The organism is Mycobacterium sp. SMC-11, assembly GCF_046250095.1.
In the GTDB taxonomy this organism is placed as follows: Bacteria; Actinomycetota; Actinomycetes; order Mycobacteriales; family Mycobacteriaceae; genus Mycobacterium; species Mycobacterium heraklionense_A.
This window is the reverse complement of record NZ_CP176430.1, coordinates 3,954,775-3,978,157: the sequence shown is the minus strand read 5'-3', so window position 1 is coordinate 3,978,157 and position 23,383 is coordinate 3,954,775. Positions and strand designations below refer to the sequence as shown.

Annotated in this window: 22 protein-coding genes; 15 read left to right on the top strand and 7 right to left on the bottom strand. The window is 66.6% G+C overall.

Features of this window, described 5'->3' with window-relative positions:
• Positions 1 to 2: 2 nt before the first annotated feature.
• The 5 genes from phoU to ACKY0X_RS18885 form a co-directional block, all read right to left on the bottom strand.
• The gene (gene phoU, locus ACKY0X_RS18905; protein ID WP_046282758.1) at positions 3 to 671 is read right to left on the bottom strand and encodes a phosphate signaling complex protein PhoU; all 669 of its coding nucleotides are present in this window, start codon (positions 669 to 671) and stop codon (positions 3 to 5) included.
• Between the two features lie 54 nt (positions 672 to 725).
• Positions 726 to 3,014: an LCP family protein gene (locus ACKY0X_RS18900; RefSeq protein WP_409427275.1), complete on the bottom strand. Its 2,289-nt coding sequence runs from the start codon at positions 3,012 to 3,014 to the stop codon at positions 726 to 728.
• Between the two features lie 183 nt (positions 3,015 to 3,197).
• Positions 3,198 to 4,331 (bottom strand): tRNA dihydrouridine synthase DusB, encoded by a 1,134-nt coding sequence (gene dusB, locus ACKY0X_RS18895; protein ID WP_409429700.1) that lies wholly within the window; start codon positions 4,329 to 4,331, stop codon positions 3,198 to 3,200.
• A gap of 71 nt (positions 4,332 to 4,402) precedes the next feature.
• Positions 4,403 to 5,404, bottom strand: a complete 1,002-nt coding sequence (locus tag ACKY0X_RS18890) for an acyl-ACP desaturase (protein WP_409427274.1) — start codon at positions 5,402 to 5,404, stop codon at positions 4,403 to 4,405.
• A gap of 109 nt (positions 5,405 to 5,513) precedes the next feature.
• Positions 5,514 to 6,098 carry a TetR/AcrR family transcriptional regulator gene (locus tag ACKY0X_RS18885; RefSeq protein ID WP_409427273.1) on the bottom strand — a complete coding sequence of 195 codons (585 nt, stop codon included), beginning with the start codon at positions 6,096 to 6,098 and terminating at the stop codon, positions 5,514 to 5,516.
• Between the two features lie 331 nt (positions 6,099 to 6,429).
• Between ACKY0X_RS18885 and ACKY0X_RS18880 the strand changes: the two genes are divergently transcribed.
• Genes ACKY0X_RS18880 through ACKY0X_RS18860 form a run of 5 tightly spaced genes read left to right on the top strand, consistent with a single transcriptional unit; the run spans position 6,430 to position 12,977 of the window.
• Positions 6,430 to 7,311 carry an SDR family NAD(P)-dependent oxidoreductase gene (locus tag ACKY0X_RS18880; protein WP_409427272.1) on the top strand — a complete coding sequence of 294 codons (882 nt, stop codon included), beginning with the start codon at positions 6,430 to 6,432 and terminating at the stop codon, positions 7,309 to 7,311.
• Positions 7,311 to 8,693, top strand: coding sequence for an aromatic ring-hydroxylating oxygenase subunit alpha (locus ACKY0X_RS18875; protein ID WP_409427271.1), 1,383 nt, complete (start codon positions 7,311 to 7,313; stop codon positions 8,691 to 8,693). Before ACKY0X_RS18880 ends, ACKY0X_RS18875 begins: the two co-directional genes overlap by 1 nt.
• On the top strand, positions 8,690 to 10,534 hold the full coding sequence (locus tag ACKY0X_RS18870; protein WP_409427270.1) for a flavin-containing monooxygenase: 1,845 nt from the start codon (positions 8,690 to 8,692) through the stop codon (positions 10,532 to 10,534). The genes ACKY0X_RS18875 and ACKY0X_RS18870 overlap by 4 nt, the downstream gene beginning before the upstream one ends.
• A gap of 52 nt (positions 10,535 to 10,586) precedes the next feature.
• A complete protein-coding gene (locus ACKY0X_RS18865; RefSeq protein WP_409427269.1) occupies positions 10,587 to 11,516 on the top strand; it encodes an SDR family NAD(P)-dependent oxidoreductase in 930 nt (309 codons plus the stop codon).
• Between the two features lie 27 nt (positions 11,517 to 11,543).
• The gene (locus ACKY0X_RS18860; protein ID WP_409429699.1) at positions 11,544 to 12,977 is read left to right on the top strand and encodes an aldehyde dehydrogenase family protein; all 1,434 of its coding nucleotides are present in this window, start codon (positions 11,544 to 11,546) and stop codon (positions 12,975 to 12,977) included.
• A 28-nt stretch (positions 12,978 to 13,005) separates the two neighbouring features.
• Here the strand turns inward: ACKY0X_RS18860 and ACKY0X_RS18855 are convergent, their stop codons facing one another.
• Positions 13,006 to 14,028, bottom strand: coding sequence for a 2Fe-2S iron-sulfur cluster-binding protein (locus ACKY0X_RS18855; protein WP_409427268.1), 1,023 nt, complete (start codon positions 14,026 to 14,028; stop codon positions 13,006 to 13,008).
• 72 nt (positions 14,029 to 14,100) lie between these two features.
• Here ACKY0X_RS18855 and ACKY0X_RS18850 point away from each other — a divergent pair, with 72 nt between their 5' ends.
• The 10 genes from ACKY0X_RS18850 (at position 14,101) to ACKY0X_RS18805 (ending at position 22,299) form a co-directional block, all read left to right on the top strand.
• A complete protein-coding gene (locus ACKY0X_RS18850; protein ID WP_409427267.1) occupies positions 14,101 to 15,531 on the top strand; it encodes a class I adenylate-forming enzyme family protein in 1,431 nt (476 codons plus the stop codon).
• Positions 15,516 to 16,421, top strand: coding sequence for an acyl-CoA dehydrogenase family protein (locus ACKY0X_RS18845; RefSeq protein ID WP_409427266.1), 906 nt, complete (start codon positions 15,516 to 15,518; stop codon positions 16,419 to 16,421). The genes ACKY0X_RS18850 and ACKY0X_RS18845 overlap by 16 nt, the downstream gene beginning before the upstream one ends.
• Complete coding sequence (locus ACKY0X_RS18840) at positions 16,408 to 17,496, top strand: acyl-CoA dehydrogenase family protein (protein WP_409427265.1); 1,089 nt, start codon at positions 16,408 to 16,410, stop codon at positions 17,494 to 17,496. Before ACKY0X_RS18845 ends, ACKY0X_RS18840 begins: the two co-directional genes overlap by 14 nt.
• Positions 17,497 to 17,507: 11 nt before the next feature.
• Entirely contained in the window at positions 17,508 to 18,275 is a 768-nt protein-coding gene (locus ACKY0X_RS18835) for an enoyl-CoA hydratase/isomerase family protein (protein ID WP_409427264.1), read from the top strand.
• A gap of 8 nt (positions 18,276 to 18,283) precedes the next feature.
• Positions 18,284 to 19,153, top strand: coding sequence for a methylmalonyl Co-A mutase-associated GTPase MeaB (gene meaB, locus ACKY0X_RS18830; RefSeq protein ID WP_409427263.1), 870 nt, complete (start codon positions 18,284 to 18,286; stop codon positions 19,151 to 19,153).
• A gap of 21 nt (positions 19,154 to 19,174) precedes the next feature.
• Positions 19,175 to 19,762: a TetR/AcrR family transcriptional regulator gene (locus ACKY0X_RS18825; RefSeq protein ID WP_409427262.1), complete on the top strand. Its 588-nt coding sequence runs from the start codon at positions 19,175 to 19,177 to the stop codon at positions 19,760 to 19,762.
• 110 nt (positions 19,763 to 19,872) lie between these two features.
• Entirely contained in the window at positions 19,873 to 20,616 is a 744-nt protein-coding gene (locus ACKY0X_RS18820; protein ID WP_409427261.1) for a hypothetical protein, read from the top strand.
• On the top strand, positions 20,613 to 21,368 hold the full coding sequence (locus ACKY0X_RS18815) for a hypothetical protein (protein WP_409427260.1): 756 nt from the start codon (positions 20,613 to 20,615) through the stop codon (positions 21,366 to 21,368). Before ACKY0X_RS18820 ends, ACKY0X_RS18815 begins: the two co-directional genes overlap by 4 nt.
• Before the next feature lie 22 nt (positions 21,369 to 21,390).
• On the top strand, positions 21,391 to 21,993 hold the full coding sequence (locus ACKY0X_RS18810; RefSeq protein WP_409427259.1) for a cytochrome c oxidase subunit 3: 603 nt from the start codon (positions 21,391 to 21,393) through the stop codon (positions 21,991 to 21,993).
• Between the two features lie 6 nt (positions 21,994 to 21,999).
• A complete protein-coding gene (locus tag ACKY0X_RS18805) occupies positions 22,000 to 22,299 on the top strand; it encodes a cytochrome C oxidase subunit IV family protein (RefSeq protein WP_409427258.1) in 300 nt (99 codons plus the stop codon).
• On the opposite strand, the gene ACKY0X_RS18800 is transcribed toward ACKY0X_RS18805, so the two are convergent.
• Positions 22,287 to 23,363, bottom strand: a complete 1,077-nt coding sequence (locus ACKY0X_RS18800) for a dihydrodipicolinate reductase (RefSeq protein WP_409427257.1) — start codon at positions 23,361 to 23,363, stop codon at positions 22,287 to 22,289. The two genes, ACKY0X_RS18805 and ACKY0X_RS18800, sit on opposite strands and share 13 nt — an antisense overlap.
• Between the last annotated feature and the right edge of the window lie 20 nt (positions 23,364 to 23,383).

Here is a 23,383-nt window from a genome sequence, read left to right as displayed (position 1 = left end):
CGCTACTCGCTTGACGGCAGGGTGTGCTCGTCGGGGAACTTGCCGGTCGCCTGGAAGATCACCCGACGAGCGACCTCGACGGCGTGGTCGGCGAACCGCTCGTAGAACCGCCCAAGTAGCGTCACATCCACGGCGGCGGCCACTCCGTGCCGCCACTCCTTGTCCATCAGTACCGAGAACAGGTGCCGGTGCAGGTCGTCCATCGCGTCGTCTTCTTCGCGGATCCGGGCGGCCTTCTCCGGGTCGCGAGACAACAGCACCTCTTGCGCACTGTTTCCCAATTCGACTGCAAGCCTGCCCATTTCGGCGAAGTACCCGTTGACCTCTTCGGGCAGTGCATGTTGCGGGTGGCGGCGGCGGGTGATCTTGGCGACGTGCAGGGCCAACGCGCCCATCCGGTCGATGTCGGCCACCATCTGAATGGAGCTGACGATGGCGCGCAGATCCCCGGCGACCGGGGCCTGCAAGGCCAACAGCACGAAAGAGCTTTCCTCGGCGCGGGTACTCATCGCGGCGATCTGTTCGTGATCGGTGATCACCTGTTCGGCCAGCATCAAGTCGGCTTGCAGCAGGGCCTGTGTGGCGCGTTCCATTGCTGCCCCGGCCAAGCCGCACATCGTGCCGAGCTGTTCGGCCAGATCCGAGAGTTGCTCGTGGTACGCGGTTCGCATGCCCTCAAGACTAACCGTGGACCGCGATTCGCGCGGGTTGGGCGGGAGTGGGCGCTACTCGCAGGTGGTGTCGGCGGCGTTGGTGACGGTCAGGTCGTCGGGCAGTTCGGTCGGTTCGACGCTGGCGCCGCGGTTGAGTTGCACGCTGACCTGCGAGCCGGCGGCCACCGGCTTGGTCACGGTACGGAAGTCTGAGCCCAGGACAACGCGGACGATGCTGCCCAGTCCGCTGACCCGCTCGATCGGTGCGCCGGACAGTGCCGAGGACACTGTGGCGGCGGCCTGTTCGTTTCCGGGGGAGTACAGCACCTTGGTGGCCTTGACGGTGCCGGGGTAGTCGTCGGCATTGTCGACGTTGAAGCCCCACTGTTGCAGGCCTTCGGAGGTGGCTCCGGCCAGGCCGGACTGCTCGGTGGCGTTAGACACCCGCACCGTGACATCGGCGGGCGAGGTCGTGACTGCGTGCACCTGCTCGCTGAGCGGCTTGACCACCGGGGTGGCCGGTGCGCCGGGCAGGGAAGTGGATGGGGTCGTGGGGCTGGCCGCCGCCGTAGTCGGGACCGAGGTGGCGTTGTGGTCGTTCTCGCCGGGCAGGGGGTCGTCGTTGATGATGGCGTCGAACAGTGCCCGCACGTCATCCATCCGGGGGACCTCGTCGCCGTTCTCGTCGGTCTCACTGGTCGGCACCGTGACGAAGGTGATATGCCCGGCGGCGACCTTCTGCAACGACTGGCCGAGGTTCACCAGGTCCTTGGTGGTGACGTTGTCTACCGAGCTGTCGCCGATGAACATGTTGACCACGTTGTTGAGCTTGGTCGGCGAGAAGAAGGTGTTGGTGGAGATCAACGAACGCAGCAGCGACGACAAGAACAGCTGTTGGCGTTTGATGCGGCCGTAGTCGCCGTTGTCCTCGGTGGTGACGTGGCGGGCCCGCACGTAGTTCAACGCGGTGCCGCCGTTGACTCGCTGGCGTCCGGTGTCCTCGAGGACGCTGCCCAGCACGAGGTCGTACAGCGGGCTGGGCGTGCACACCTCGACGCCGCCCAGCGCGTCGACCATCTTGCCGAATCCGACGAAGTCGACGGCCATGAACCGGTTGATCGCCAATCCGGACAGTTTCTGGATCTCCTTGACCAGACACTTCGGCCCGCCGAAGGCGTAGGTCGAGTTCAGCTTCGTCTCGGTGTAGACGATGTCGTCGCTGTAGGTTCCGGTTTCCTCGTCGTAGATCGGCCCGTAGGCGCCGGTCACGGAGTTCCAGACCTCGCACTGAATCGGGGTGATCGCCAGGTCACGGGGGAACGACACCACCACCACGCGTTTACGGTTCGCCGGGATGTTGACCAGCATGATCGTGTCGGAGCGAGCTCCCTCGGCGTCCTCGGTGCTGCCGGCGCCGACGTCGCTGTTGGCGCCGGCTCGGGTGTCCGCGCCGACGATCAGGAAGTTCTCGTCGCCGTACTGACCGGCCGCATCGAGAATGTCGTGCGAGTTGGGGTCCAATGCGCTGACGTGGTTGAGGCTGCGGTTTTTCGACGAACTCCACTGCCAGGCCGACCCGGTCAGCACCAGGGCCAGGATCGCCATCATGGCCGCGACCGCCCGGCCCGCGAGTTTGGCCCGGTGGTGGGGCCCGTGCGGGGCCGGTTCGGCATCCGTCGGCGGTGTCTGGCGAGGCGGGTCGATTCGCACCGGCGGTTCAGCGAGGCTCGACGCAGGAGAGGCGAAGCTGGGACCGCCGTACAGACCCGGCGGTTCAGCGAGGCTCGACGCTTCAGCGAGGCTCGACGCAGGAGAGGCGAAGCTGGGACCGCCGAATGAGCCCGGCGCCTCGGGGGCGGGTCCCAACTCGCCCCACTCGGGGGAGTCGGCCGGCTCGAGCGACGTGCCGTGAATACGGTCGAGGTCGGGCACTTCCGACGGGTAGGCCACTTCGGCGATGTCGGGCATCGGGGCCGGTGCGTCGGCGAGTTCGAGCGCCGAGTGCTCGGCTTCGGGCTGCGATACCTCGGATACGACGTCGGGCGCCGCCGGCTCGATGGTCTCGACGAACTCGGCCACTTCACGAGGCTCGGGTGGGGCTGCGGTGGCCCGGCGCTGGCTGCGTCCACCGGAAGGCGGAGGCTCGGCGTTGACCCTGGCGATCAGGTCGGCGACGCTCACCGACCCGTTGCGGCGCCGGGAGGCGTTTCGCCGGTGCGGGGCGGGGGTTTCCTCAGATGAGTTCTGCCAGCGTTCCCAGGGTGCGGGTCCCGGCGGTGTCATCGTCATCAGCTGATGGTCGCCGTCATTGTGGCCCTCCGGCGCCCAGCGGCCAGGAGTGGCGTTATCGCCGTCACTCATGTCCTCAAGGGCCTCCGAGTCCTAGGTACCGCCGCGCGTCGCTCGCACGTCGGTGGGGTACGGATGATCGGCATTGGTCTCCGCACCTGGATATGCCTCCGCAGAGACGATCCCTGCCTGGGGCAATAAGGTACTTATTCTACTGAGAACTTTCCAGACACGCGATGTCGACAAAGTCTCATTTCAGCCACCCGAGTGCATAATGTCCGCTCCGGCCGGCACCGCGCAGTCATCGGGGTCGTCGAGCCACCCTTCGGGCAGGGTGACCTTGGCCGGCGAGCCCTGTCGCCCGCGGGGACCGGTAGCGGCCGCAGGAAAGGGGACCGAGCCGTCGAGCTGCTTGAGCAGTTCGTCGAGCTCGGACAGCGTGGTCACCATCGCCAGCTCGCGCCGCAGCTCGGAACCGGCGGGGAATCCGTGCAGGTACCAGGCGACATGCTTGCGGATCTCGCGCATGCCCTTGTCCTCGCCGAAGTGCTGGGCGAGCAGTTCGCCGTGGCGGCGGATGATGTCGGCGACTTCGCCCAAGGTGGGTGGGGTGGGTGTGGGCCGGCCCGCGAAGGCCGCCGAGAGCTCGCCGAACAACCACGGGCGACCCAGGCAGCCGCGGCCGATCACCACCCCGTCACAACCAGTGGCCGCCATCATGGCCAGGGCATCGCCGGCCTCGAAGATATCGCCGTTGCCCAGAACCGGAATCGAGCGGACCTGCGCTTTGAGCGCCGCGATCTGCTCCCAGTCGGCGGTGCCGGAGTAACGCTGCGACGCGGTCCGGGCGTGCAGGGCTACCGCCGCAGCCCCTTCCGCCTCGGCAATGCGTCCGGCGTCCAGGTGGGTGTGGTGGGCGTCGTCGATGCCGATTCGGAATTTCACGGTCACCGGAATGTCGGTGCCGGCCGTGCCACGTACCGCTGCGGCGACGATGTTGCCGAAGAGCCGGCGCTTGTACGGCAGCGCCGACCCGCCGCCGAGGCGGGTCACCTTGGGCACCGGGCAGCCGAAATTCATGTCGATATGGTCGGCGAGTCCTTCGTCGGCGATCATCTTCGCCGCGGCGTAAGTGGTGTCGGGGTCGACGGTGTAGAGCTGCAGCGAGCGCGGTGATTCCTCCGGCCCGAACGTCGTCATGTGCAGGGTGGCGGGGTGCCGTTCGACGAGCGCACGTGCGGTCACCATCTCGCAGACATACAGCCCGCTGACCGTTCCGGCCCGGGACTGTTCCAGCTCGCGGCAGAGCGTCCGGAATGCGACGTTGGTGACGCCGGCCATCGGGGCCAGCACCACGGGACTGGCAAGCTCAAGCGACCCGATCTTCAGCGGCGACTGCGAGCTCGGCGAAGCCGGGCGCGGCAGGTCGCCGTCATCATCCAGCGTCCGCTGCTCGTCGGCTACGACGCTGATGGCTCCAACACCTTCTTGGCGGCGCGCTTCTCGGCCATCTTGGCCTCCCGCTCGAGCCGGCGTTGCTTGGCCAGTTCGAACTTCTCGCACGTCTCGTCCAGCTCGGCGACGATCTTGGCGATCCCCTCCTGGTAGCGGGCCGCTTCGCCGCTGAAGCTCCGCTCGAGGATGCCCCACTTCTTCAGCACCGGCATCACCACGTCGTCGCGGTGGATCATCGGGTCGTAGACGCCGCCCACCGCGATGATCACGGCCTTGCGGCGGAACTCCGGAACGACGAATCCGGGCATCTGGAAGTTGGCCAGTACCCGGTGCAGCGAGCGCATCGCCTGTTCCGGTGCGATGTCGAAGCCGACGGCGCTGACGTCGCGGTAGAAGATCATGTGCAGGTTCTCGTCGTGCGAGATCCGGGCCAGCAGCTGGTCGGCGATGGGGTCGTTGCAGGCCTGGCCGGTGTTGCGGTGCGAGATGCGGGTGGCCAGTTCCTGGAAGCTCACATAGATGACCGAGTCGAACAGGCTCTCGGCGAACAGGTCGTCTTGGACCTGGTGGTTCTGGCCCGGGCTGAAGCCGCGGTTGACGGTTTCCATCCGCAGCGTTTCCAGTTCGATGGGGTCGCAGTTGCGGGTGACCACCAGGTAGTCGCGCAGCGCGATGCCGTGGCGGTTCTCCTCAGCGGTCCAGCGGTTGACCCAGGTGCCCCAGGGGGCGTCCATGGTGAAGTTCATCGCGATCTCGCGGTGATACGAGGGCAGGTTGTCCTCGGTCAGCAGGTTCTGCACCATTGCCGTCCGGGCGACCTCGGACAGTTTCGACTGCTCGGGATGCCAATCCTGCCCGCCGAGCGCGTAATAGTTCTTGCCCTCTGACCAGGGGATGTAGTCGTGGGGGTTCCAGTCCTTGGCCATGGAGAAGTGTCGGTTGATGAGTTTTTCCACGACGGGCTCGAGCTCGTGCAGCAGCTCCACGTCGGACCATTCCCGCGTCATGCCAGCTCCCCAGATATCTGTGTCGACTAGTTGCAGGCAATATATCTGTGTCTGTCGGTAGCATCAAGTTTTCGCGGTGCGTGTTTGGCTGTGAAATCGTGGCCCCGGGCTAGCGTGCGATCTGCGCAGTGAGCAGCATGTCAACGCAGAAGTCGATGAATTGGCCGCGGCTGGCTTCGAGCTTGCCGTTCAGGTAGGCGGCGAACAAGGTGGTCATCGCGCCGATCAGCCCGGTGGCCACCATCTGCTGGACCGCCGCATCGCCGATCCGAGTCAGGGTGCGCTGCAGCATCACGATGAAGTCCGGCATCCACTTGGCGCCGGCGCTGGCCAGGATTGGCTCCCGCTCGGGGGCTAGCAGCAGCACCCGGCCGCGGGCCGGGTCGTCGACCATCAGGGTGATGAAGCATTCCACGCCTTCGCGGGGATTGCGCGCCGACAGCAGCGCCGCCAACGCCCGCGTACACACGTCGTCATATACCTCGCGCACAAACTCGTCACGATCGGCAAAGCACTCGTAGAAGTAGCGCTCGGTCAGCGCGGCCGCGCGACAGACCGATCGGATGGTCAGTGTGGGTCCACCTGCGTCGCCGAGCAGCTGCACCCCGACGGATAGAAACTCGTCTCGGCGCAAGGCCTGACGCTCTGCCAGTGGGACCCCGGACCAGCGGCCCCGACGTTGACTGGAAGACACTTCGCATCTCCCCTCGGCTCGATCTGGCAACGCGCGTACTCAAATTCGGCGACGCGCGACGTGCGTTCCATCATGACGCAAGGCGTTTCGAGCAAACGTTCGCCCCGCCGGGGCACGTCGACCGGCGCCGCCGAACGGGGACGGCGGCCCGACGTCGAATTAGTCCAGACAATAAGGACGACGGGCCTCCGGGTTCCGCTCTTGACTCCGCCCTTGCCGCTGCGGAATAGTATTCTTCAGAAGGAAGAATGGCATATGTTGTCCGGACAAATTTGCGATCTCGGTGCATGCCGGCATCCGAGTTGCGGTCTGTGTCAGGTGAAAGCGGGTCATGGCGGATCACTGCACTCCTCCCAGCCTGTTGAGTGATTTCAATCCCCTGGACCTTCGCGGCCGGATCGTGGTGGTGTCGGGCGCCGGCGGCGGCGGGATCGGCACGACGATCACCGCGATGGCCGCGCAGGCAGGGGCCACCGTGATCGCGGTGAGCCGCTCGCAGGAAAACCTCCACGAGCACATCGCGCCGCTGGCGGAGCGGGGTCTGTCGGTGATACCCGTGGCCGCCGATGCTTCCACTGACGAGGGTGTCGCCACGGTGCTCGACGCGGCGCAACGTGCCGGCGGGCAGCTCTACGGGCTGGTCAACGTCGCTGGTGGTGCCGAACCGGCGACCTGGATGCCGTCCACCAGGGTGGCGCGCGCCGATTGGCGAAAGATCTTCACGCACAACCTGGAGACCGCCTTTTTCATGAGTCGCGCGGTTGCCGCCGCACTGGTGGCGCAGCAGCGGCCGGGCTCGATCGTGTCGATCTCCTCGATCAGCGGGATGAACACCGCGCCGTTCCATATCGCTTACGGCACAGCAAAGGCCGCGATCGTCGCGATGACCCGCACCATGGCCGTTGAGTTGGCGGCGGCCGGGATTCGGGTCAACGCGGTGGCTCCGGGCGTCACCAACACCGCAGCCTCGGCCACCTACACCGATACGGACCCCGATCGCGACCTGCAGGCGATCGCCATAGGGCGACGCGGACGGCCCGAGGAACAGGCCGGGCCGATCCTGTTTCTGCTCTCCGATCTGGCCAGCTACATCACCGGGCAGACCTTGCTGGTCGACGGCGGGCTGAACCTGAAATGGAGTCACCTCAACGCCGACAACACCTCGCTGTTTCTCAAGGACGACACCTTCCGCGCGGCGATAAGGAGGATGTGATGACCGACCCGGTCGAGGGTTCAGACGAAGAACTGGCCAGCCCGGTCACGATCGGTGTTGAGGCCTACACCTGCCCGAACTACGCCCGCGCCGAGCGAGACAAGTTGTGGCGCAAGGTATGGCAGCAGGTCGGGCGGGTCGAAGATCTGCCGGAGGTGGGCAGCTACCTCACCTACGAGATCCTCGACGACTCGATCATCGTCGTCCGCAGCGGACCAGACTCTTTTCATGCGCACCACAACGTCTGTATGCACCGCGGCCGCCGGCTGATCGACACCCCCGCCGGGGCGAAGAACGCCTGCGCGCGCACCCGCAAATCGTTCGTCTGCGGTTTCCATGGCTGGACTTACGGACTCGACGGAGCCTGCACCCACATTCGCGAACAGGACGACTGGCAAGGCACTCTGACGCCCGCGAACACCCACCTGGGTCCGGTGCGCGTCGATACCTGGGGTGGCTGGCTTTGGATCAACATGGACCCCGACTGTGAATCGCTGGCGGACTACCTGTTCCCGGCCGCGAAGATCCTCGACCCGTTCGGGCTGGAGAACATGCGCTACAAGTGGCGCAAATGGCTGGAGTTCGACTGCAATTGGAAGGTCGCCATGGAGGCCTTCAACGAGACTTACCACGTCTACACAACCCATCCGGAGTTCAACAAGTTCGGTGAGTTCAAGGGCTGGGCGCGGGTGCAGGGCAAGCACAGCAACCTCGGCTACGACGCCCCCGAGGACCTAGAGGCGACCAAGTCGAAGATCCGGCTGGGGACCGGAGCCGATCCGCGGGTGTCGACCGCGGAGATGCAGGTCTACACCATGGAGGAGACCAACGCCACCACCACCGCAACGCTGGTCAACGCCGCCAAGCGACTGGTAGACGAGCTGCCCGAGGGCACTCCGGCCGACAAGGTCCTCGAGCACTGGCTCGCTTCGGCGCGCCGCGACGACGCCGCTCGTGGGGTCATCTGGCCGACGATCCCCACCGATGTGCTCGGGCAGGCCGGCACCGCCTGGCAGATCTTCCCGAACTTCCAGATCGGCCAGGGACTGACCAGTGCGCTGTGCTACAGCGCTCGGCCGCACCCCAGCTACAACCCCGACAAGTGCATCTTCGAAGTTTCGGTGTTCGAACTCTTTCCCAAAAATGGAGAACCGCAGACGGAATGGGAGTACACCCCGGTGGGCGACCCGGGCTGGCGCTCGGTTCTCCCGCAGGACTTCTCCAACATGGCAGCGGTACAGCAGGGCATGAAGTCCCTCGGCTATCCCGGCGCCAAGCCCAACCCTTATCGGGAGCGCGCCATCGTCAACCTGCACCACCAGTTGTCAAAATACATGGGCGCCGGTGCGCCGCAAGAAATTCCGACAGGAAACGATCGATGACGGACTGCTCGCCGACTCAGACCCCGGACGACTTCGACATCGAAACGCTCCGGCGCAAGTACGCCGCCGAGCGTGCCAAACGCGTTCGCTCCGACGGCTCGCAGCAGTACCTCGAACTCAAGGATGACTTCGTGGAGTTCGCCGAGGTCGATCCGCACACCGCGGTCACTCCGCGTGAACCCATCGATGCCGATATCGAGGTCGTAGTCCTCGGCGGTGGCATCGCCGGACTGCTCGCCGGCGCCTACCTGAAGAAAGCCGGCGTGGCCGACGTGCGGGTTGTCGAGATGGGCGGCGACTTCGGCGGTGTCTGGTACTGGAACCGGTTCCCCGGAATCCAATGCGACAACGACGCCTACTGCTATGTACCGCTGCTCGAAGAGCTCGACTTCATCCCGTCCAAGAAGTTCGCCGACGGTGCCGAGATCTTCCAGCACTGCCAGAACATCGGAAAGCACTTCGGCCTCTACGACGGGGCGATCTTCTCGACCCAGGTGCGCACCGCTCGCTGGGACGAGGAGATCAAGCGCTGGCGGCTGACGACCAACCGGGGCGACGCTCTGCGGGCGCGTTTCGTGGTGATGGCGCAGGGCTCCTACAACCGGCCCAAGTTGCCCGGCATTGCGGGCATCAAGGACTTCATGAAGGCGGGCGGTCACGTCTTCCACTCGGCCCGCTGGGATTACGACTACACCGGCGGCGACGCGAACGGTGGCCTGGACAAGCTGGCGGACAAGCGTGTAGCTCTGGTGGGCACCGGCGCGACGGGGGTGCAGCTGGTCCCGCACCTGGGACGGGACGCCAAGCAGCTCTATGTTTTTCAGCGCACGCCATCCTCGGTCGACTTCCGCCGAAATGAGCCCACCGACCCGCAGTGGGCCGCGTCGCTGCAACCGGGTTGGCAGGCCGAACGCAAGCGCAACTTTCACCGCTGGTCGCCGTTCGAAGGCGTGGTATTCGATGCCCCCGATATGGTGTGCGACTTCTGGACCGAGTTGGGCCGTAATCTGACCGCTCGCATCGGCGCCAGCCCCGACCCGACGGCGCTCGGCGTCGAGGAGATCATGGCGATGCGGGAGGAGGAGGACTACAAGATCATGGAGCGGCTGCGCCGCCGCATCGACGGTATCGTCGACGATCCGCAGACCGCTGAGGCGCTCAAGCCGTACTACCGGTTCATGTGCAAGCGCCCGACCTCCAGCGACACCTACCTGCCTGCGTTCAATCGGCCCAATGTCACCCTGGTCGACGTAGCCGAATCCAAGGGTGTCGAAAAGCTCACGGAGAAAGGCATTGTCGCGGCCGGTGTCGAGTATGAGGTCGACTGCGTCATCTTTGCCAGTGGTTTCGAGATATCCACGGAGATCAGCCGTCGGTACGCGATCGACGCCATCGAGGGCCGCGATGGGGTATCGCTGTTCGACCATTGGCGCGACGGGTATCAAACCCTGCACGGGATGACCAGCCGCGGGTTCCCCAATCAGTTCCACACCGGCTTCATCCAGGGCGGCGTGTCGGCCAACACCACCGCGATGTTCGAGCAGCAGGCCGAACATATCGCCTACATCATCGCCGAGGCTCTCAACCGGAAGGCGACGGTCGTCGAGCCCAGTCAGGAAGGTCAGGACGCCTGGGTCAACACCATCCGGGAGTTGGCGTTCGACAACTCGGCATTCGACTTAACCTGCACGCCAGGTTATTACAACAACGAGGGCCGCGGATTCGGCGACGCCAGCCGCTCGTTCCTGGGTGAGGTCTACTCGCCGGGCTTCTACGCCTTCGACGATCTGTTGAGGCAGTGGCGCGACGCCGGCGACCTATACGGATTGGATCTGCGATGACGACGACGCCAACGCTGCATTCGCGCGATCTCACCGGTGAGGAACCGTTCGCTTGAGCGCACCACCTCCGTTGCGCTTCGATGGCCGTGTCGCCGTCGTGACCGGTGCCGGGCGGGGGCTGGGCCGCGCCTACGCACTGCTGTTGGGGCAACGCGGAGCCACCGTCGTCGTCAATGACACCGGAGCCGGCCTGGCCGGCGACGGCCTGCACGGAGATCCGGCCGAGCGGGTCGCCGCCGAGATCCGCGAGGCGGGCGGCGCCGCGGTGGCCTGCACCGCGTCGGTCGCCACACCCGAGGGCGGCGAGGCCATCATCGGTGCCGCGCTGGAGCGCTACGGGCGGGTCGACATCCTGATCCACAATGCCGGAAACGTCCGGCGGGCCCCGCTACGTGAGATGAGGGCGGAAGACTTCGATGCGGTGCTGGACGTGCACCTGCGTGGTGCGTTCCATGTGGTGCGGGCGGCCTTCGGCGCCATGTGTGACGCAGGCTACGGTCGCATAGTGCTGACCTCGTCGATCGGCGGAATCTACGGCAACGCCGATGTGGCCAACTATGCGGCCGCGAAGGCGGGCGTGATCGGGCTGAGCAACGTCGCGGCGCTGGAGGGCGCGGCTCACGGCGTCCGCTGCAACGTGGTGGTCCCGGCGGCGGTGACCCGGATGGCCGAGGGGATCGACACCTCGGCGTACCCGCCGATGGAACCCGACCTGGTCGCTCCGCTGGTGGGCTGGCTGGCACACGAATCCTGTTCGGTCACCGGAGAAGTGCTGATCGCGCTGGCCGGGCGGGTAGCCCGGGCCGCGCTCGTTGAGAGCCCCGGCGTTTACCAACCGTCCTGGACCATCGAGGACATCGACGCGCGGATCGAGGCGATCCGCGACGTCACCGAACCGGTGAGCTTCCCGGTGGTGCCCGAGGGGCACGCCGCGCACATCCGATACAGCTTCGGGATGGCGCAGACAGACGGAACCCAGTAGGCCCCAACAGTCCAAGGAGAGTCCATGATGCGCGAGTACACCCAGTTCTACATCGACGGCCGGTGGGTGGACCCGGCCGAGGCGAAGACGCTCGATGTCGACAACCCGGCCACCGAAAAAGTCTGCGGGAAGATCGCATTGGGGTCGGCGGCAGACGTCGACCTCGCGGTGGCTGCGGCCCGGCGAGCCTTTGACAGCTGGTCGCAGAGCAGCCGCGCGGAGCGCCTGGATCTGCTGCAGGCGATCCTCGCCGAGTACCAACGGCGCAGCGGCGACCTGGCCGACGCGGTGAACGAAGAGATGGGCGCGCCGCCCAGTCTGGCTGCCGGAGTGCAGATCAATCTCGGGGCCGGTCATCTCGTCACGGCGATCGATGCACTGAAGAACTTCTCGTTCAGCGAGCAGCGCGGCGAGACCTTGGTGGAGCGCGAGCCGATCGGGGTGTGCGGTCTCATCACGCCGTGGAACTGGCCGCTGAACCAGATTGCGGTGAAGGTGTACCCGGCGTTGTCCACGGGCTGCACCATGGTGCTGAAGCCGTCTGAGGTCGCGCCGTTCTCGGCCTACATCTTCACCGAGATCATGGACGCCGCGGGCGTCCCGGCCGGCGTGTACAACATGGTCAACGGAGACGGACCCGGAGTCGGCTCGGCGCTGTCGCGGCACCCGGATGTCGACATGGTGTCGTTCACCGGCTCCACCCGCGCCGGTGTCGCGGTGGCCGAGAACGCCGCCCCGACCGTAAAGCGGGTGACCCAGGAGCTGGGCGGCAAGAGCGCCAACATCGTGCTCGACGACGACGCATTCGTCGACAGCGTCACCGCCGGGGTGTCGACCATGATGGTCAACTCGGGGCAGAGCTGTAACGCGCCGTCACGGATGTTGGTGCCGAACTCGCGCATGGACGAGGCCATCGCGATCGCTCATGCGGTCGCCGAAGGGGTCAAGGTCGGCGATCCCGCCGATCCGAAAGCGATCGGTCCGGTGGCGTCAGCGGCGCAGTTCGCCAAGGTGCAGGGCCTGATCGAGCAGGGCATCGCCGAGGGCGCCACGGTCGCCGCCGGCGGCGCCGGCCGGCCCGACGGGATCGACACCGGCTACTTCGTCCGGCCGACGGTCTTCGCGCGGGTGACGAACCAGATGACGATTGCGCGCGAAGAGATCTTCGGTCCGGTGTTGTGCATCCTCGGCTATGACGACCTGGACGAGGCTGTGGAGATCGCCAATGACACCGAGTACGGTTTGGCCGGCTACGTCTCGGGCGCTGACCTCGACGCCGCGCGGGGAATCGCTCGCCGGATCCGGGCCGGCTGGGTTGCGATCAACCACGCCTTCGACCTGAATGCGCCGTTCGGCGGCTACAAGCGCAGCGGCAACGGCCGCGAGTGGAGCGACGCCGGATTCCACGAATACCTGGAGACCAAGAGCACTTTGGGCTACGGGGTCGGTGCCACCGGCTGAGACCCGGTGGCCGGCAGGCACCCCCGACCTATTCGTAGTGCACGGTGATCGAGCCGCCCTCGGGCAGGCCCTGGCAGGTCAGGATGTAACCGTCGGCGACCTCGTCATCGTCGAGCACGGTGTTGTTGATCATGGTCGCGCTGCCCTCGGTGATGTGCGCGATGCAGGTGCCGCAGTTGCCCGCTTCGCAGGAGAACGGGGGAGCCAGTCCGGCCCGCCGGGCGCTTTCCAGCAGGGTCTCGCGGGCAACACGCGGCACCGATTCCTTCTGGCGCCCGAGGTGGATCGTCACCGTCCCGGTCACCTCGGCGTCGGTGCCGGGCGCCGGGGCCGCCTCCGAAGACGCCGAGGGCGCCGGTGCGGTCGTCACATCGAAGTCCTCGATGAACAGCCGGCCCGGACCCGGCCAGGCCGCCCGCACCACATCCATGAATCCGGCCGGTCCGCACACGTAGCAGTCCGCGCCGGTGTCGGCGCCGACGAATGCGGTGACCGCCGCGGCGTCGAGTAGTCCGTCGTCGGCATCGCAATGGCGCTGAACGGACAGTCGGCCGGGGTAGCGGGCGGCAAGTTCGTCCAGTGCGCCCGCGAAGATCGCCGCGGAGGCGTCCCGGTCGGCGCAGAGCAGCCGCACGGCGCGGTCGGTGGTCGCCAGTGCGCTCTTGGCCAGCGACAGGATGGGCGTGATTCCGCTGCCACCGGAGAACGCGAGTAGCGGAGCCGTCGACTCCTGTAGGCAGAAGATCCCCGCCGCGCGGGTCATGACCAGCTCGTCGCCTTCGGCGATGTTGTCCAGCAACCAGTTCGACACCTTGCCGCCGGGAACACGTTTGACCGTGGTCATCAGCTCGGCGTCGGACTCTGGCGCGCTCGACATCGAGTAGGAGCGGTAGAGCTCCTCGCCGTCGACCCGCACCTGGAACGTCGAGTACTGACCGGCCCGGTAGGGAAACGGCGTCTCCTGCGGCGCCAGTACGAAGGTGTAGGCGTCGGCCGTCTCCTTGACGATGCGCGTCACGGTCGCTCGCTGGAAAGCATGAGTGACCGCCATGCCCACCCCCTTCCGGTTTGCGTTCTTCGCTTTAGAGAATACTATTCTCTCAAACCGATAGGATCTTCTCAAATGTCGTCAGGATCGACTACAGCAGTGCTTGCGTTCGAGGATCGGCAGTGGCGGCTGCCCGAGCTCGACGCGCTGGCCGGCGACCTGGCGGCCGTCCTGGCGGCCGACGGTGTGAGCGCCGGGGACCGGGTGGCGCTGATGTCGTCGAATCGGCCGGAGTTCGTCATCGCCGTGCGTGCCATCTGGCGCCTGGGCGCGATCGTCGCGCTGATCAGCCCCGCCTGGAAGCGCGACGAGGTGGCGCACGCCCTCGCGCTGGTGCAACCCCGGTACGCCCTCGGTGACCAGCCGGTGCTCGCCGAGCTGATGCCGATGCGACACCTCGATGAAGTGCTGGCCGAGATTCCGGGCGGCACCTTCGAGGCTGATCCACCGCCCGCCGGTTCCGATGCACTGCTGGTGTTCAGCTCCGGCACCACCGGACTGCCCAAAGCGGTCCGGCACACCCACACCTCGCTGGCCGCGGCGGTACGGCACTGGCGGGATGCGTTGGGGCTGACCGCCGCCGACCGGATTCAAGTGGCAACGCCGCCGTCGCATATCCTCGGGCTGCTCAACATCCTGACCGCGCTGAGCGTCGGGGTCTGGGTGCGGTTGCATCGGCGCTTCGACATCGACACGATGCTGCAATCGATCGGCTCGGACAAGATCACCGTGGAAATGGCGGTGGCACCGATCGCCCTGGCCATCGCGGCGCATCCGGACCTGGAATCGTTCGACCTGTCCTCACTGCGTTTCATCATGTGGGGTGCCACCCCGGTGACCGCGGCCGTCGCCGACACCATCACCCGACGCACCGGCGTGCCCGTTGTGCCGGCCTACGGCACCAGCGAGCTACCGGTGATCGCATGCAACCCCCTGGGTGCGGCGCGGCTCGACGACGCGGTTCCGGACACCGTGGGCCGGCCGGTACCCGGAGTGCAGCTGCAGGTAGTCGATGTCGAAACTGGTGAGCAACTCACGGCCGGTGTCCCCGGCGAGATCCTGGTCCGGTCCGACTCCCTGATGGCCGGTTACCTTCCCGCGTCGGCGACCGCAGAAGTCCTGCGCGACAGCTGGTTTCACACCGGCGACGTGGGATACCTCGACGGCGGCGGCTGGTTGCGGATCACCGATCGCTGCAAGGAGATGATCAAGGTCCGCGGCTTTCAGGTCGCCCCCGCCGAGATCGAGGCGGTGTTGCACGAGCACCCGGCGGTCGCTGACTGCGGCGTGTTCGGGGTACCCGACGAGCGTGACGGTGAGGCCGTCGTCGCCGCGGTCGCACTGCGCGCCCCGGTCAGCGCCGACGAACTGTGCGCGCTGGTCAGCGACCGCCTCGCGTCCTACAAGCGGCTGCGCCGGGTGGTGGTCGTGCCCGAGGTCCCCCGATTGCCTTCCGGAAAGCTGTTGCGCCGACTACTGAAGGAGCGCCTATGGATGTCCGGCTGAATGCCGAGCAGCGCCAACTGCGAGATGCCGCGGCCAAGCTCGCCGATGATCTGGGGCCCGGCTCGGTGGCCGAGCTCGACGACGCGGGTCGGATCACCCGACTGGAACGTGCCGTCGCCCAGACCGGCTGGCGCGCTTTACGTTCCGACGGTGCGTCGGGGGTCGAGGTGGCGATCGTCGCCGAGGAGTTCGGACGCGGTCTTGTCGACGTGCCGTTCCTCGGGCCGGCGCTTGCCGACGACCTGCACCGCCACGTGACCCTGGGTGAGGGTCCGGCCACCGTTGCGGTCGGTGACACCGCCATCGACGCGCGCGGTGCCGCGCAGGCGGTGACGGTGCGCGGGCGCGCGGTGCTCACGGCCCCGGTCGGTGCGCTGCGCACCGGAGCCGACCTCACCCGGCCGGTGGCCGGTCTTACCGGTGCGGCGCAGCGGGTCGGCGAGCTCGGCGCCGAGGACGCGTTGCGTTGGCAGGCGCTGGCGCTGGTGGCCACGTGCGCGGATCTGGTCGGCACCGCACGCGGCGCGCACGGTCTGGCATGCGATTACGCCAAGATCCGTGAGCAGTACGGCAAAGCCATCGGGTCCTATCAGGTCATCGCCCACCTGCTCGCCGAGGGACTGGCGCTGATCGAGGGTTCGGTGAGCGTGCTGCGGCACGCGGCCTGGGCGGTCGACGAGGCGCCCGCGGCAGACGCGGTACGTGCCGCCCGGATCGCCAAGATCTATTCCGCGCGCGCCGCTCGGACGGTCTGCGAGACCGCGATCCAGGTGCACGGCGGAATCGGCAACACCTGGGAGTGCGCCGCGCACGTCTATCTGCGGCGGGCGCTGACTTCGACCGGCCTGTGGCCCGTGACGATAAGGGAGATCGCAGATGGACTTTCGTGATTCGCCCGCCGAAGCCGACTTCCGCAGCAGGCTTCGGGCCTGGCTGACCGAGCGGGCCGGTACCTTCCCCGCCGCCAGCGACGACGAGTACTGGGCGCGCCAGGGTGAGTGGCATCAGGCGCTGTACGCGGGCGGATTCTTCGGGGCATCCTGGCCGCGCGAGTACGGCGGCCAAGAGCTGCCCCCGGTCTATGACGTCATCGTCGATGAGGAGCTGGCTGCTGCGGGCGCCCCGCCGCGGCCGAGTTTGGGGTATCTGGTCGTCGGGTTGGGTCGACACGCCAGTGCAGAACTGCAGCAACGGTTCCTGCCCGGCATGATCGACGGCACCCAGCGCTGGTGCCAGGGCTTCTCCGAACCCGGGGCCGGTTCAGATCTGGCATCGCTGACCACCACGGCGACTCGTGAAGGCGACGACTATGTCATACACGGGCACAAGATCTGGACCAGTTACTCCGACGTCGCCGACTGGTGTCTGCTGCTGGCCCGCACCGATAAGGACGCACCCCGGCATCGGGGTATCTCGGCGTTCATCATCTCGATGCACCAGCCCGGAATCGAGCAGCGACCGCTGCAGATGATCAACGGTGTCACCACGGAATTCGGCCAGGTTCTGTTCGACGGCGCGAGGGTGCCGGCAAGCCAGATGATCGGTGCGCCGGGGGAGGGCTGGGCGCTGGCGATGACGGTGGTCGGTCATGAGCGCGAACCGTCGACGCTGGGGTACTCGGCGCGCTACGGCAAGCTGGTGCGCCAGATGGCGAACCGGGTATCCGGTGACGTGCCGGAGGAATTGGCTTGGGCAGCAGTGGAAACCGAGATGCTGCGGTTGCATGTGCGCCGACGGCTCTCCGAACAGCTCGACGGGCTCTCGCACGGGCCGGAGGGCTCGCTGGACAAGCTGCTGATGACCTGGGTGGAGCAGTCCGTCGGCCACGCCGCGCTGGCGGTCGGCGGGGTCGACGACCCGGACCTGCTCAGCGCCTACCTGTACAGCCGCGCCCAGAGCGTGATGGGCGGGACCTCGCAGATTCAGAAGAACATCATTGCCGGCCGAATCCTGGGATTGAAGTAGAGGAGTCTGACATGTACGACATGCCAGCTGAGATCGACGTGCGCGCCGATGGCCCGCTGCGGATCATCACGCTGAATCGCCCCGACGCGCTCAACGCCGTCAACGACGCGCTGCACACCGGTCTGGCGAAACTGTGGCCGCGGTTGGAGGAAGACGACGAGGCGCGGGCGGCGGTGCTGACCGGCAGCGGGCGGGCGTTCTCCGCCGGGGGCGATTTCGCCTACCTCGACGAACTGCGCCGTGACGAGAAGCTGCGGGCCAAGACGATTGCGCACGGCCGCGATATCGTGCTGGGCATGGCACGCTGCCGTACCCCGGTGATCGCCGCGGTGAACGGGTCCGCCGTCGGGCTGGGCTGCAGTCTGGTGGCGCTGAGCGACATCGTCTACATCTCGGAGTCGGCCTACCTGGCCGACCCGCACGTGCAGGTGGGTCTGGTCGCTGCCGACGGCGGCCCGCTGACCTGGCCGTTGCAGATGAGCCTGCTGCTGGCCAAGGAATACGCCCTGACCGGAGCACGTATTCCGGCGGCCCGGGCAGTAGAGCTGGGATTGGCCAATCACGTGGCGGACGATCCTCTGGCGGAAGCGATTTCGTGTGCCAAGCGAATCGCTGAGTTGCCTCGCCAGGCGGTGGAGAGCACCAAGCGGCTGCTCAACATCCACTTGGAGCGCGCGGTACTGGCCACGTTGGATTTCGCCAACATGGCCGAAGATCAGTCCTTCAAGACCGACGACTTCGCGGCCATCATCGATCGGCTCACCGCGAACAAGAACTGACGGTACCGATGACCATTGCCGAGTTGCTGGCCGCGGCGCGCGAGGGTTCGGTGCGCGCCACCGGCCGGTTGCTCAGCTTGGTCGAAGGCGGCCGGCGGGCCGAAGTCCTGTCCGCCGTGGGGCCTGCCGCCGCGCGAGTCATCGGGGTGACCGGGCCGCCGGGGGCGGGCAAGTCCACCACGATCGCTGCACTGGTGGGGGCGTACCGACAGCGGGGGCTGCGGGTGGCGGTGCTGGCCGTCGACCCGTCCTCGCCGTTCAGCGGCGGCGCACTGCTGGGTGATCGCATCCGGATGGCCGCCCATATCAACGACCCGGACGTGCTCATTCGGTCGGTGGCGGCCCGCGGCCACCTGGGTGGACTGGCCGAGGCGGTGCCCGCAGCCCTCCAGCTGCTCGCCGCGCTCGGATTCGACGTGCTGCTGTTGGAGACGGTCGGGGTGGGCCAATCGGAGATCGAGATCGCCGCGATCGCCGACCCGACAGTCGTGGTGCTCAATCCCGGCGCCGGCGACGCGGTCCAGGCCGCCAAAGCCGGATTGCTGGAAGTGGGCGACATCGTGGTGGTCAACAAGGCCGACCGCGAGGGTGCCGAGCAGACCGTGCGCGATCTTCGGGTCGAGCTGATGCACACCGGCGCACCGATTCTCACCCTGATCGCTGCGCGCGGTGACGGTCTCGACGAGCTGGTGGACACCATCGAAGCCCATCACCGCACCGACAGTCGGGAGCGTCGGCTGGCCCGGGCGCGGGCACAGATCCTGTCCTTGGCTCAGACCCGGCTGCGCACCCATCCCGCACTGGAGCGGCTCACCGAACTGGTTGTCGACGGAACCGAAGATCCGTACTCGGCGGCGGAGCGGCTGTTGTCCGACTAGCCGACTGGCTACTCTCATCGCATGGCTTCCACTACGGCCGCTACCCAGTTCCGCTTCATTCCTCGCAGCGCGGCGCAGACGCGCATTCTCGACGCTGCGCTGCAGTTGATCGGCGAACACGGCGTCGGCGGAACGTCGCTGCAGATGATCGCCGACGTGATCGGGGTGACCAAGGCGGCGGTCTACCACCAGTTCAAGACCAAGGAAGAGATCGTCGTCGCGCTCACCGAGCGGGAGCTGGGGGCGTTGGAGGAAGCGCTGGAGGCTGCCGAAGCCGAGCAGAGTCGGCCGCGGGCTCGAGAAGTGTTGCTCGACGGCGTCATCGACATGGCGGTGCGACGACGGGGCGCGGCCAGCACCCTGCAGTTCGATCCGGTGATTGTCCGGCTGCTGGCCGAGCACCAGCCTTTTCAACAGTTCATCGCGCGGTTGTATGGAGTGCTGGTCGGCGAAGCCGGCGACGACGCCGTGGTGTCGGCGGCAATGCTGTCGGGTGCCATTGCTGTCGGGGTGATGCATCCGCTGGTGGGCCACGTCGACGACGACACGCTACGCGCCCAATTGCTGCGGCTCACCAAACGATTCATCGAGGTGCCCGACGGCCATTGACCGTCGGATAGCCGCTCGGCTATCTTCGGGTAGTCGATCGGCTAGGGGGCTATTCGGTCCCGGCGGCCTCCCGACTGGTGTCGCCGGGCGAGCAGCGAAGGGGTCACGCCATGCAGATGATCGCCGAGGCGGAGGAGACTCCGCAGGCCACCGCGTTCCGGGCGCAGTGGGTGCTGCTGTGGTCGGGCCCCGCGGTGGGTGCGGTGTTGCTCGTGTTGTTCGCGACCTTCCCGGGGTTCTTCCCGCCGATGTCACCGACCATGTCCGCGGCGCAGGTTGCCGAGTTCTACGACCAACACCGATCGTGGATCCGTCTCAGCATGGTCGGATTCAACCTGTGCGGGATCATGATCGTGCCGTTCCTGGTGCTGATCGTGGGCCAGATGAAACGGATGTCCACCCAGAGTCACGTGTTCGCCTACGGATATCTGGCCGCGGTGGTCAGCGGGGCGACGCTTTTCGCGCTGTCCAACATCTTCTTCGGGGTGGCGGCCTTTCGGCCCGATCGCAGCCCCGAAGTGGTCGAGGCGCTCAACGACCTGGCATGGATGTCGTTCATCGCACCTGTCGGGATGATCGTCGGGCAGTTCGCGATGCTGGCATGTGCCGTCTACGCCGATCGCGGTCCCTCCCCGGTCTTCCCGCGCTGGGTGGCCCACCTGTCGGTGATCACCGCGTTGGCGATGCTGCCGTCGGTCGCCGCAACCGTGTTCAAGACCGGGCCGTTGGCCTGGGACGGTCTCATCTCCTTCTGGGTGCGTAACGGGGCGTTCGCGGTGTTCGTGTTCGCGATGTTCTTCGCGCTGCGAGATGCCCTGTATCGGCAGGGCGTTGCCGAGGGTGTGCTGCGGTGAACGTCGCCACCCTGCTCTACGGCGAGGACGTCGACGCCACCCCGCCGCCCGACGCGGGCAAACCCGATGTGCGCGTGGTGTGGTGGATCTTCGTGGTGTTCTACGGCCTGATGGGCCTGGGGGTGTGCCTGCTGGGCCGGGTGACACCGCCGCCCCGGCCCGACGTGGGCCCCGAGGCGATGCAGGCCTGGTTCACCCAGCACGCGACGAGCATGCACTTCGGCTTCGTGTTGCTGCTTGCCATCACCGGCGGGGCCGCGATCTCCAACGGCCTGGTCGGCTACCACATGATGCGGATGACATCGGGGAAAGTGTTGGCCTACGCCTACATCGGTGGGATGGCCGTCGGCGCCGTCCCGGGCTTCCAGATGGTGATTCTGTGCTACTCGCTCGGGGCGTTCCGGCCGGACCGTGACCCGGAGCTGGTGCGGTTCTTCTATGACCTGGGGATGCTGTCCTACAACGGTTCGCTGGGCTGCTTCACTGCCGCCTACTTCAGCCTGGCCCTCGCGATCTTCTATGACAAGAACAACATCTTCCCCAAATGGTTTGCCTACGTGAGTATCTGGCAGATCGTCACGGAGGTGATCGCCAGCCAGATGTGGCTCTTCGACTCCGGTGCGTTCGCCTGGAACGGGGTCATCACGTTCTACATCGCGGTGGTGGTGTTCTGTGTCTGGCTGGGGGCGCTGATCGCATTCCTGCAGGTGACGGGTGCTCGCGAGCCCGCCGACTCACCACCGATCGTCTGACTGTCCGGCTGGGGGCGCATTGATGACTGATCAGAAAGCACCGACCGTGCGTCGGCTGGGAATCGCCGGACGACGCCCAGCGACTCATCTGCCCGGCGATGGGCACATGTGGTTGATGGTGCTGGGTGATCTGTTCATCTTCGGCAGTTACTTCGTGGCGTACATGGTGTTCCGCGCAAAGGCGCCCGCGGAGTTCCTGGCCGATCAGCAACACCTCAACGTCACCCTCGGCGTGGTCAACACCATCGTGCTGATCACCAGCTCGTGGCTGGTCGTCGAGAGTGTGCATGCGACCAGGGCCGGCAATCGGGCCGGCGCCATCGGGCTGGTCCGTGGCGCAATGTTCTGCGGTGTGTTTTTCGCAGTCATCAAGGTCTATGAATGGACCGCGGAAATCCAAGCGGGATACACCAATTCGAGTACATTCTTCAGCTTCTACTACGTCCTGACCGGGGTGCACCTGTTCCATGTGGCCCTGGGCCTGATCATTCTCGGCGTGGTGATCCGCGACCTGCGCAATCCACGCCGGGCCCGGATCGGCATGGTCGAACAGGGCGCGACCTACTGGCACATGGTCGATCTGCTCTGGGTCGTCATATTCGCACTGCTCTACGTGATGAGGTGAATCGGCGTGACCGCACAGCCACAATCGATTCTTGAGCATCGGCCGGAGCGGCTGACTGCCGTCACCTGGCTGGTCCTGGTGGTCATCACCGTGCTGGCCTGGTGGCTGGCTCCGGGGCACAGCGGCGGGCCGGTCGAGCCCAGCATCCCGATCACCGTCACGGTGATCGCACTATCGGCCGTCAAGGCCCGGTTGATCATCCGTAACTTCATGGAGGTGCGCAGCGCACCGATCTGGTTGCGCCGCACCACCGACACCTGGCTGGCCGTGCTGTGCACGGCCGTACTGGTGATCTACCTGTTCTGAGCCGGGAACCGGGGCAGGTTCAGCGGCAGATCGTTGTAGGTGGCGATCCCGGGTTCGGCGGCGACGACGGCCGGGATGGCGTTGATCGGCGGCATCGCGGTCATGATGTGCCCGAGCTCGAAGAAGTCGTCGAGGGACTTGGCCGAGGCAATCAGGTCCGGCGGCGGGGTGAACCCGACCTGCATGTTCACCGTCGGCCGGCCGTCGATGGTGATCTTCCAGCCATCGCCGTCGAGCTGCCAATCCGGCTCGAGTGTTTGGCCTTTACGCCACCGCACGTTGATGTCGATGACGCAGCGGCCGCCTGAGATTCCCTGCCAGCTGGCGAAGACCCCGGCCACATGGCCCGCCGGGATCGTCCACGAAGCCATCGGCAGATCCGCGGTGGTCTGGGCGTATTCGCATGAGCAGGTGATCTCATCGAGTTCGACGCCCATCGCGTCGGCGACCAGACGGACCGCCTCGGCGAAGACCGCGGTGCCGCGGGCGGCCATCGGCTCCAGATCAGGATCGTCGATCGCGGCGCCGAAACCCACCGGCCGTTCGGTGTCGGGAGAGTCGTAGAGGGTGGTGTCGGCCGTCTCGGTGATGGTGATCTTGTCGACCCGGTCGCATGCCGTTGCCGCCACAATCGCCAGCAGTTCGGCAAACCCCGGGCTGACTCCGGATCCGAACAGGGTGGAACCGCCCTTGCGGCACGCCTCGTCGAGCCGGGCCCGGTCGTCGCCGAGATTGTGTCCGGTGATGAAAGATGCTGACGTCACGACGTTTACGCCAGCCGACAGGATCTGCACCAGTTCGTCGACGTTGATCCACATCGGGTTGTAGACCACGCAGTCGGGTTTGAGTGCCAGCAGCGCCGCGGCGTCGTTGGTCGCGGCGACGCCGAGTGGGTCGATGCCGGCCAGCTCGCCGGCGTCGCGGCCGACCTTGTCTTCCGACCATGCGAAGAGGCCGACAAGCTCGTAGTTCGGGTTGCCGGCGATCGCCCGTACCGAGCTCTTGCCGACGTTGCCGGTCGTCCATTGGACGATCCGGTAGGGGGAGGCGGGGGCGTCAACCATGTCGTTGTTCGGAGTCGCCG

What these genes read in the sequence shown, in the direction of transcription:
- ACKY0X_RS18845 (WP_409427266.1), top strand. Translation starts at nt 15,516, where the DNA reads ATGGATGTCCGGCTGAATGCCGAGCAGCGCCAACTGCGAGATGCCGCG.
- phoU (WP_046282758.1), bottom strand. Translation starts at nt 671, where the DNA reads ATGCGAACCGCGTACCACGAGCAACTCTCGGATCTGGCCGAACAGCTC.
- ACKY0X_RS18900 (WP_409427275.1), bottom strand. Translation starts at nt 3,014, where the DNA reads ATGAGTGACGGCGATAACGCCACTCCTGGCCGCTGGGCGCCGGAGGGC.
- ACKY0X_RS18870 (WP_409427270.1), top strand. Translation starts at nt 8,690, where the DNA reads ATGACGGACTGCTCGCCGACTCAGACCCCGGACGACTTCGACATCGAA.
- ACKY0X_RS18875 (WP_409427271.1), top strand. Translation starts at nt 7,311, where the DNA reads ATGACCGACCCGGTCGAGGGTTCAGACGAAGAACTGGCCAGCCCGGTC.
- ACKY0X_RS18800 (WP_409427257.1), bottom strand. Translation starts at nt 23,363, where the DNA reads ATGGTTGACGCCCCCGCCTCCCCCTACCGGATCGTCCAATGGACGACC.
- ACKY0X_RS18835 (WP_409427264.1), top strand. Translation starts at nt 17,508, where the DNA reads ATGTACGACATGCCAGCTGAGATCGACGTGCGCGCCGATGGCCCGCTG.
- ACKY0X_RS18810 (WP_409427259.1), top strand. Translation starts at nt 21,391, where the DNA reads ATGACTGATCAGAAAGCACCGACCGTGCGTCGGCTGGGAATCGCCGGA.
- ACKY0X_RS18890 (WP_409427274.1), bottom strand. Translation starts at nt 5,404, where the DNA reads ATGACGCGGGAATGGTCCGACGTGGAGCTGCTGCACGAGCTCGAGCCC.
- ACKY0X_RS18860 (WP_409429699.1), top strand. Translation starts at nt 11,544, where the DNA reads ATGCGCGAGTACACCCAGTTCTACATCGACGGCCGGTGGGTGGACCCG.
- ACKY0X_RS18840 (WP_409427265.1), top strand. Translation starts at nt 16,408, where the DNA reads ATGGACTTTCGTGATTCGCCCGCCGAAGCCGACTTCCGCAGCAGGCTT.
- ACKY0X_RS18850 (WP_409427267.1), top strand. Translation starts at nt 14,101, where the DNA reads ATGTCGTCAGGATCGACTACAGCAGTGCTTGCGTTCGAGGATCGGCAG.
- ACKY0X_RS18825 (WP_409427262.1), top strand. Translation starts at nt 19,175, where the DNA reads ATGGCTTCCACTACGGCCGCTACCCAGTTCCGCTTCATTCCTCGCAGC.
- ACKY0X_RS18820 (WP_409427261.1), top strand. Translation starts at nt 19,873, where the DNA reads ATGCAGATGATCGCCGAGGCGGAGGAGACTCCGCAGGCCACCGCGTTC.
- meaB (WP_409427263.1), top strand. Translation starts at nt 18,284, where the DNA reads ATGACCATTGCCGAGTTGCTGGCCGCGGCGCGCGAGGGTTCGGTGCGC.
- ACKY0X_RS18880 (WP_409427272.1), top strand. Translation starts at nt 6,430, where the DNA reads ATGGCGGATCACTGCACTCCTCCCAGCCTGTTGAGTGATTTCAATCCC.
- ACKY0X_RS18855 (WP_409427268.1), bottom strand. Translation starts at nt 14,028, where the DNA reads ATGGCGGTCACTCATGCTTTCCAGCGAGCGACCGTGACGCGCATCGTC.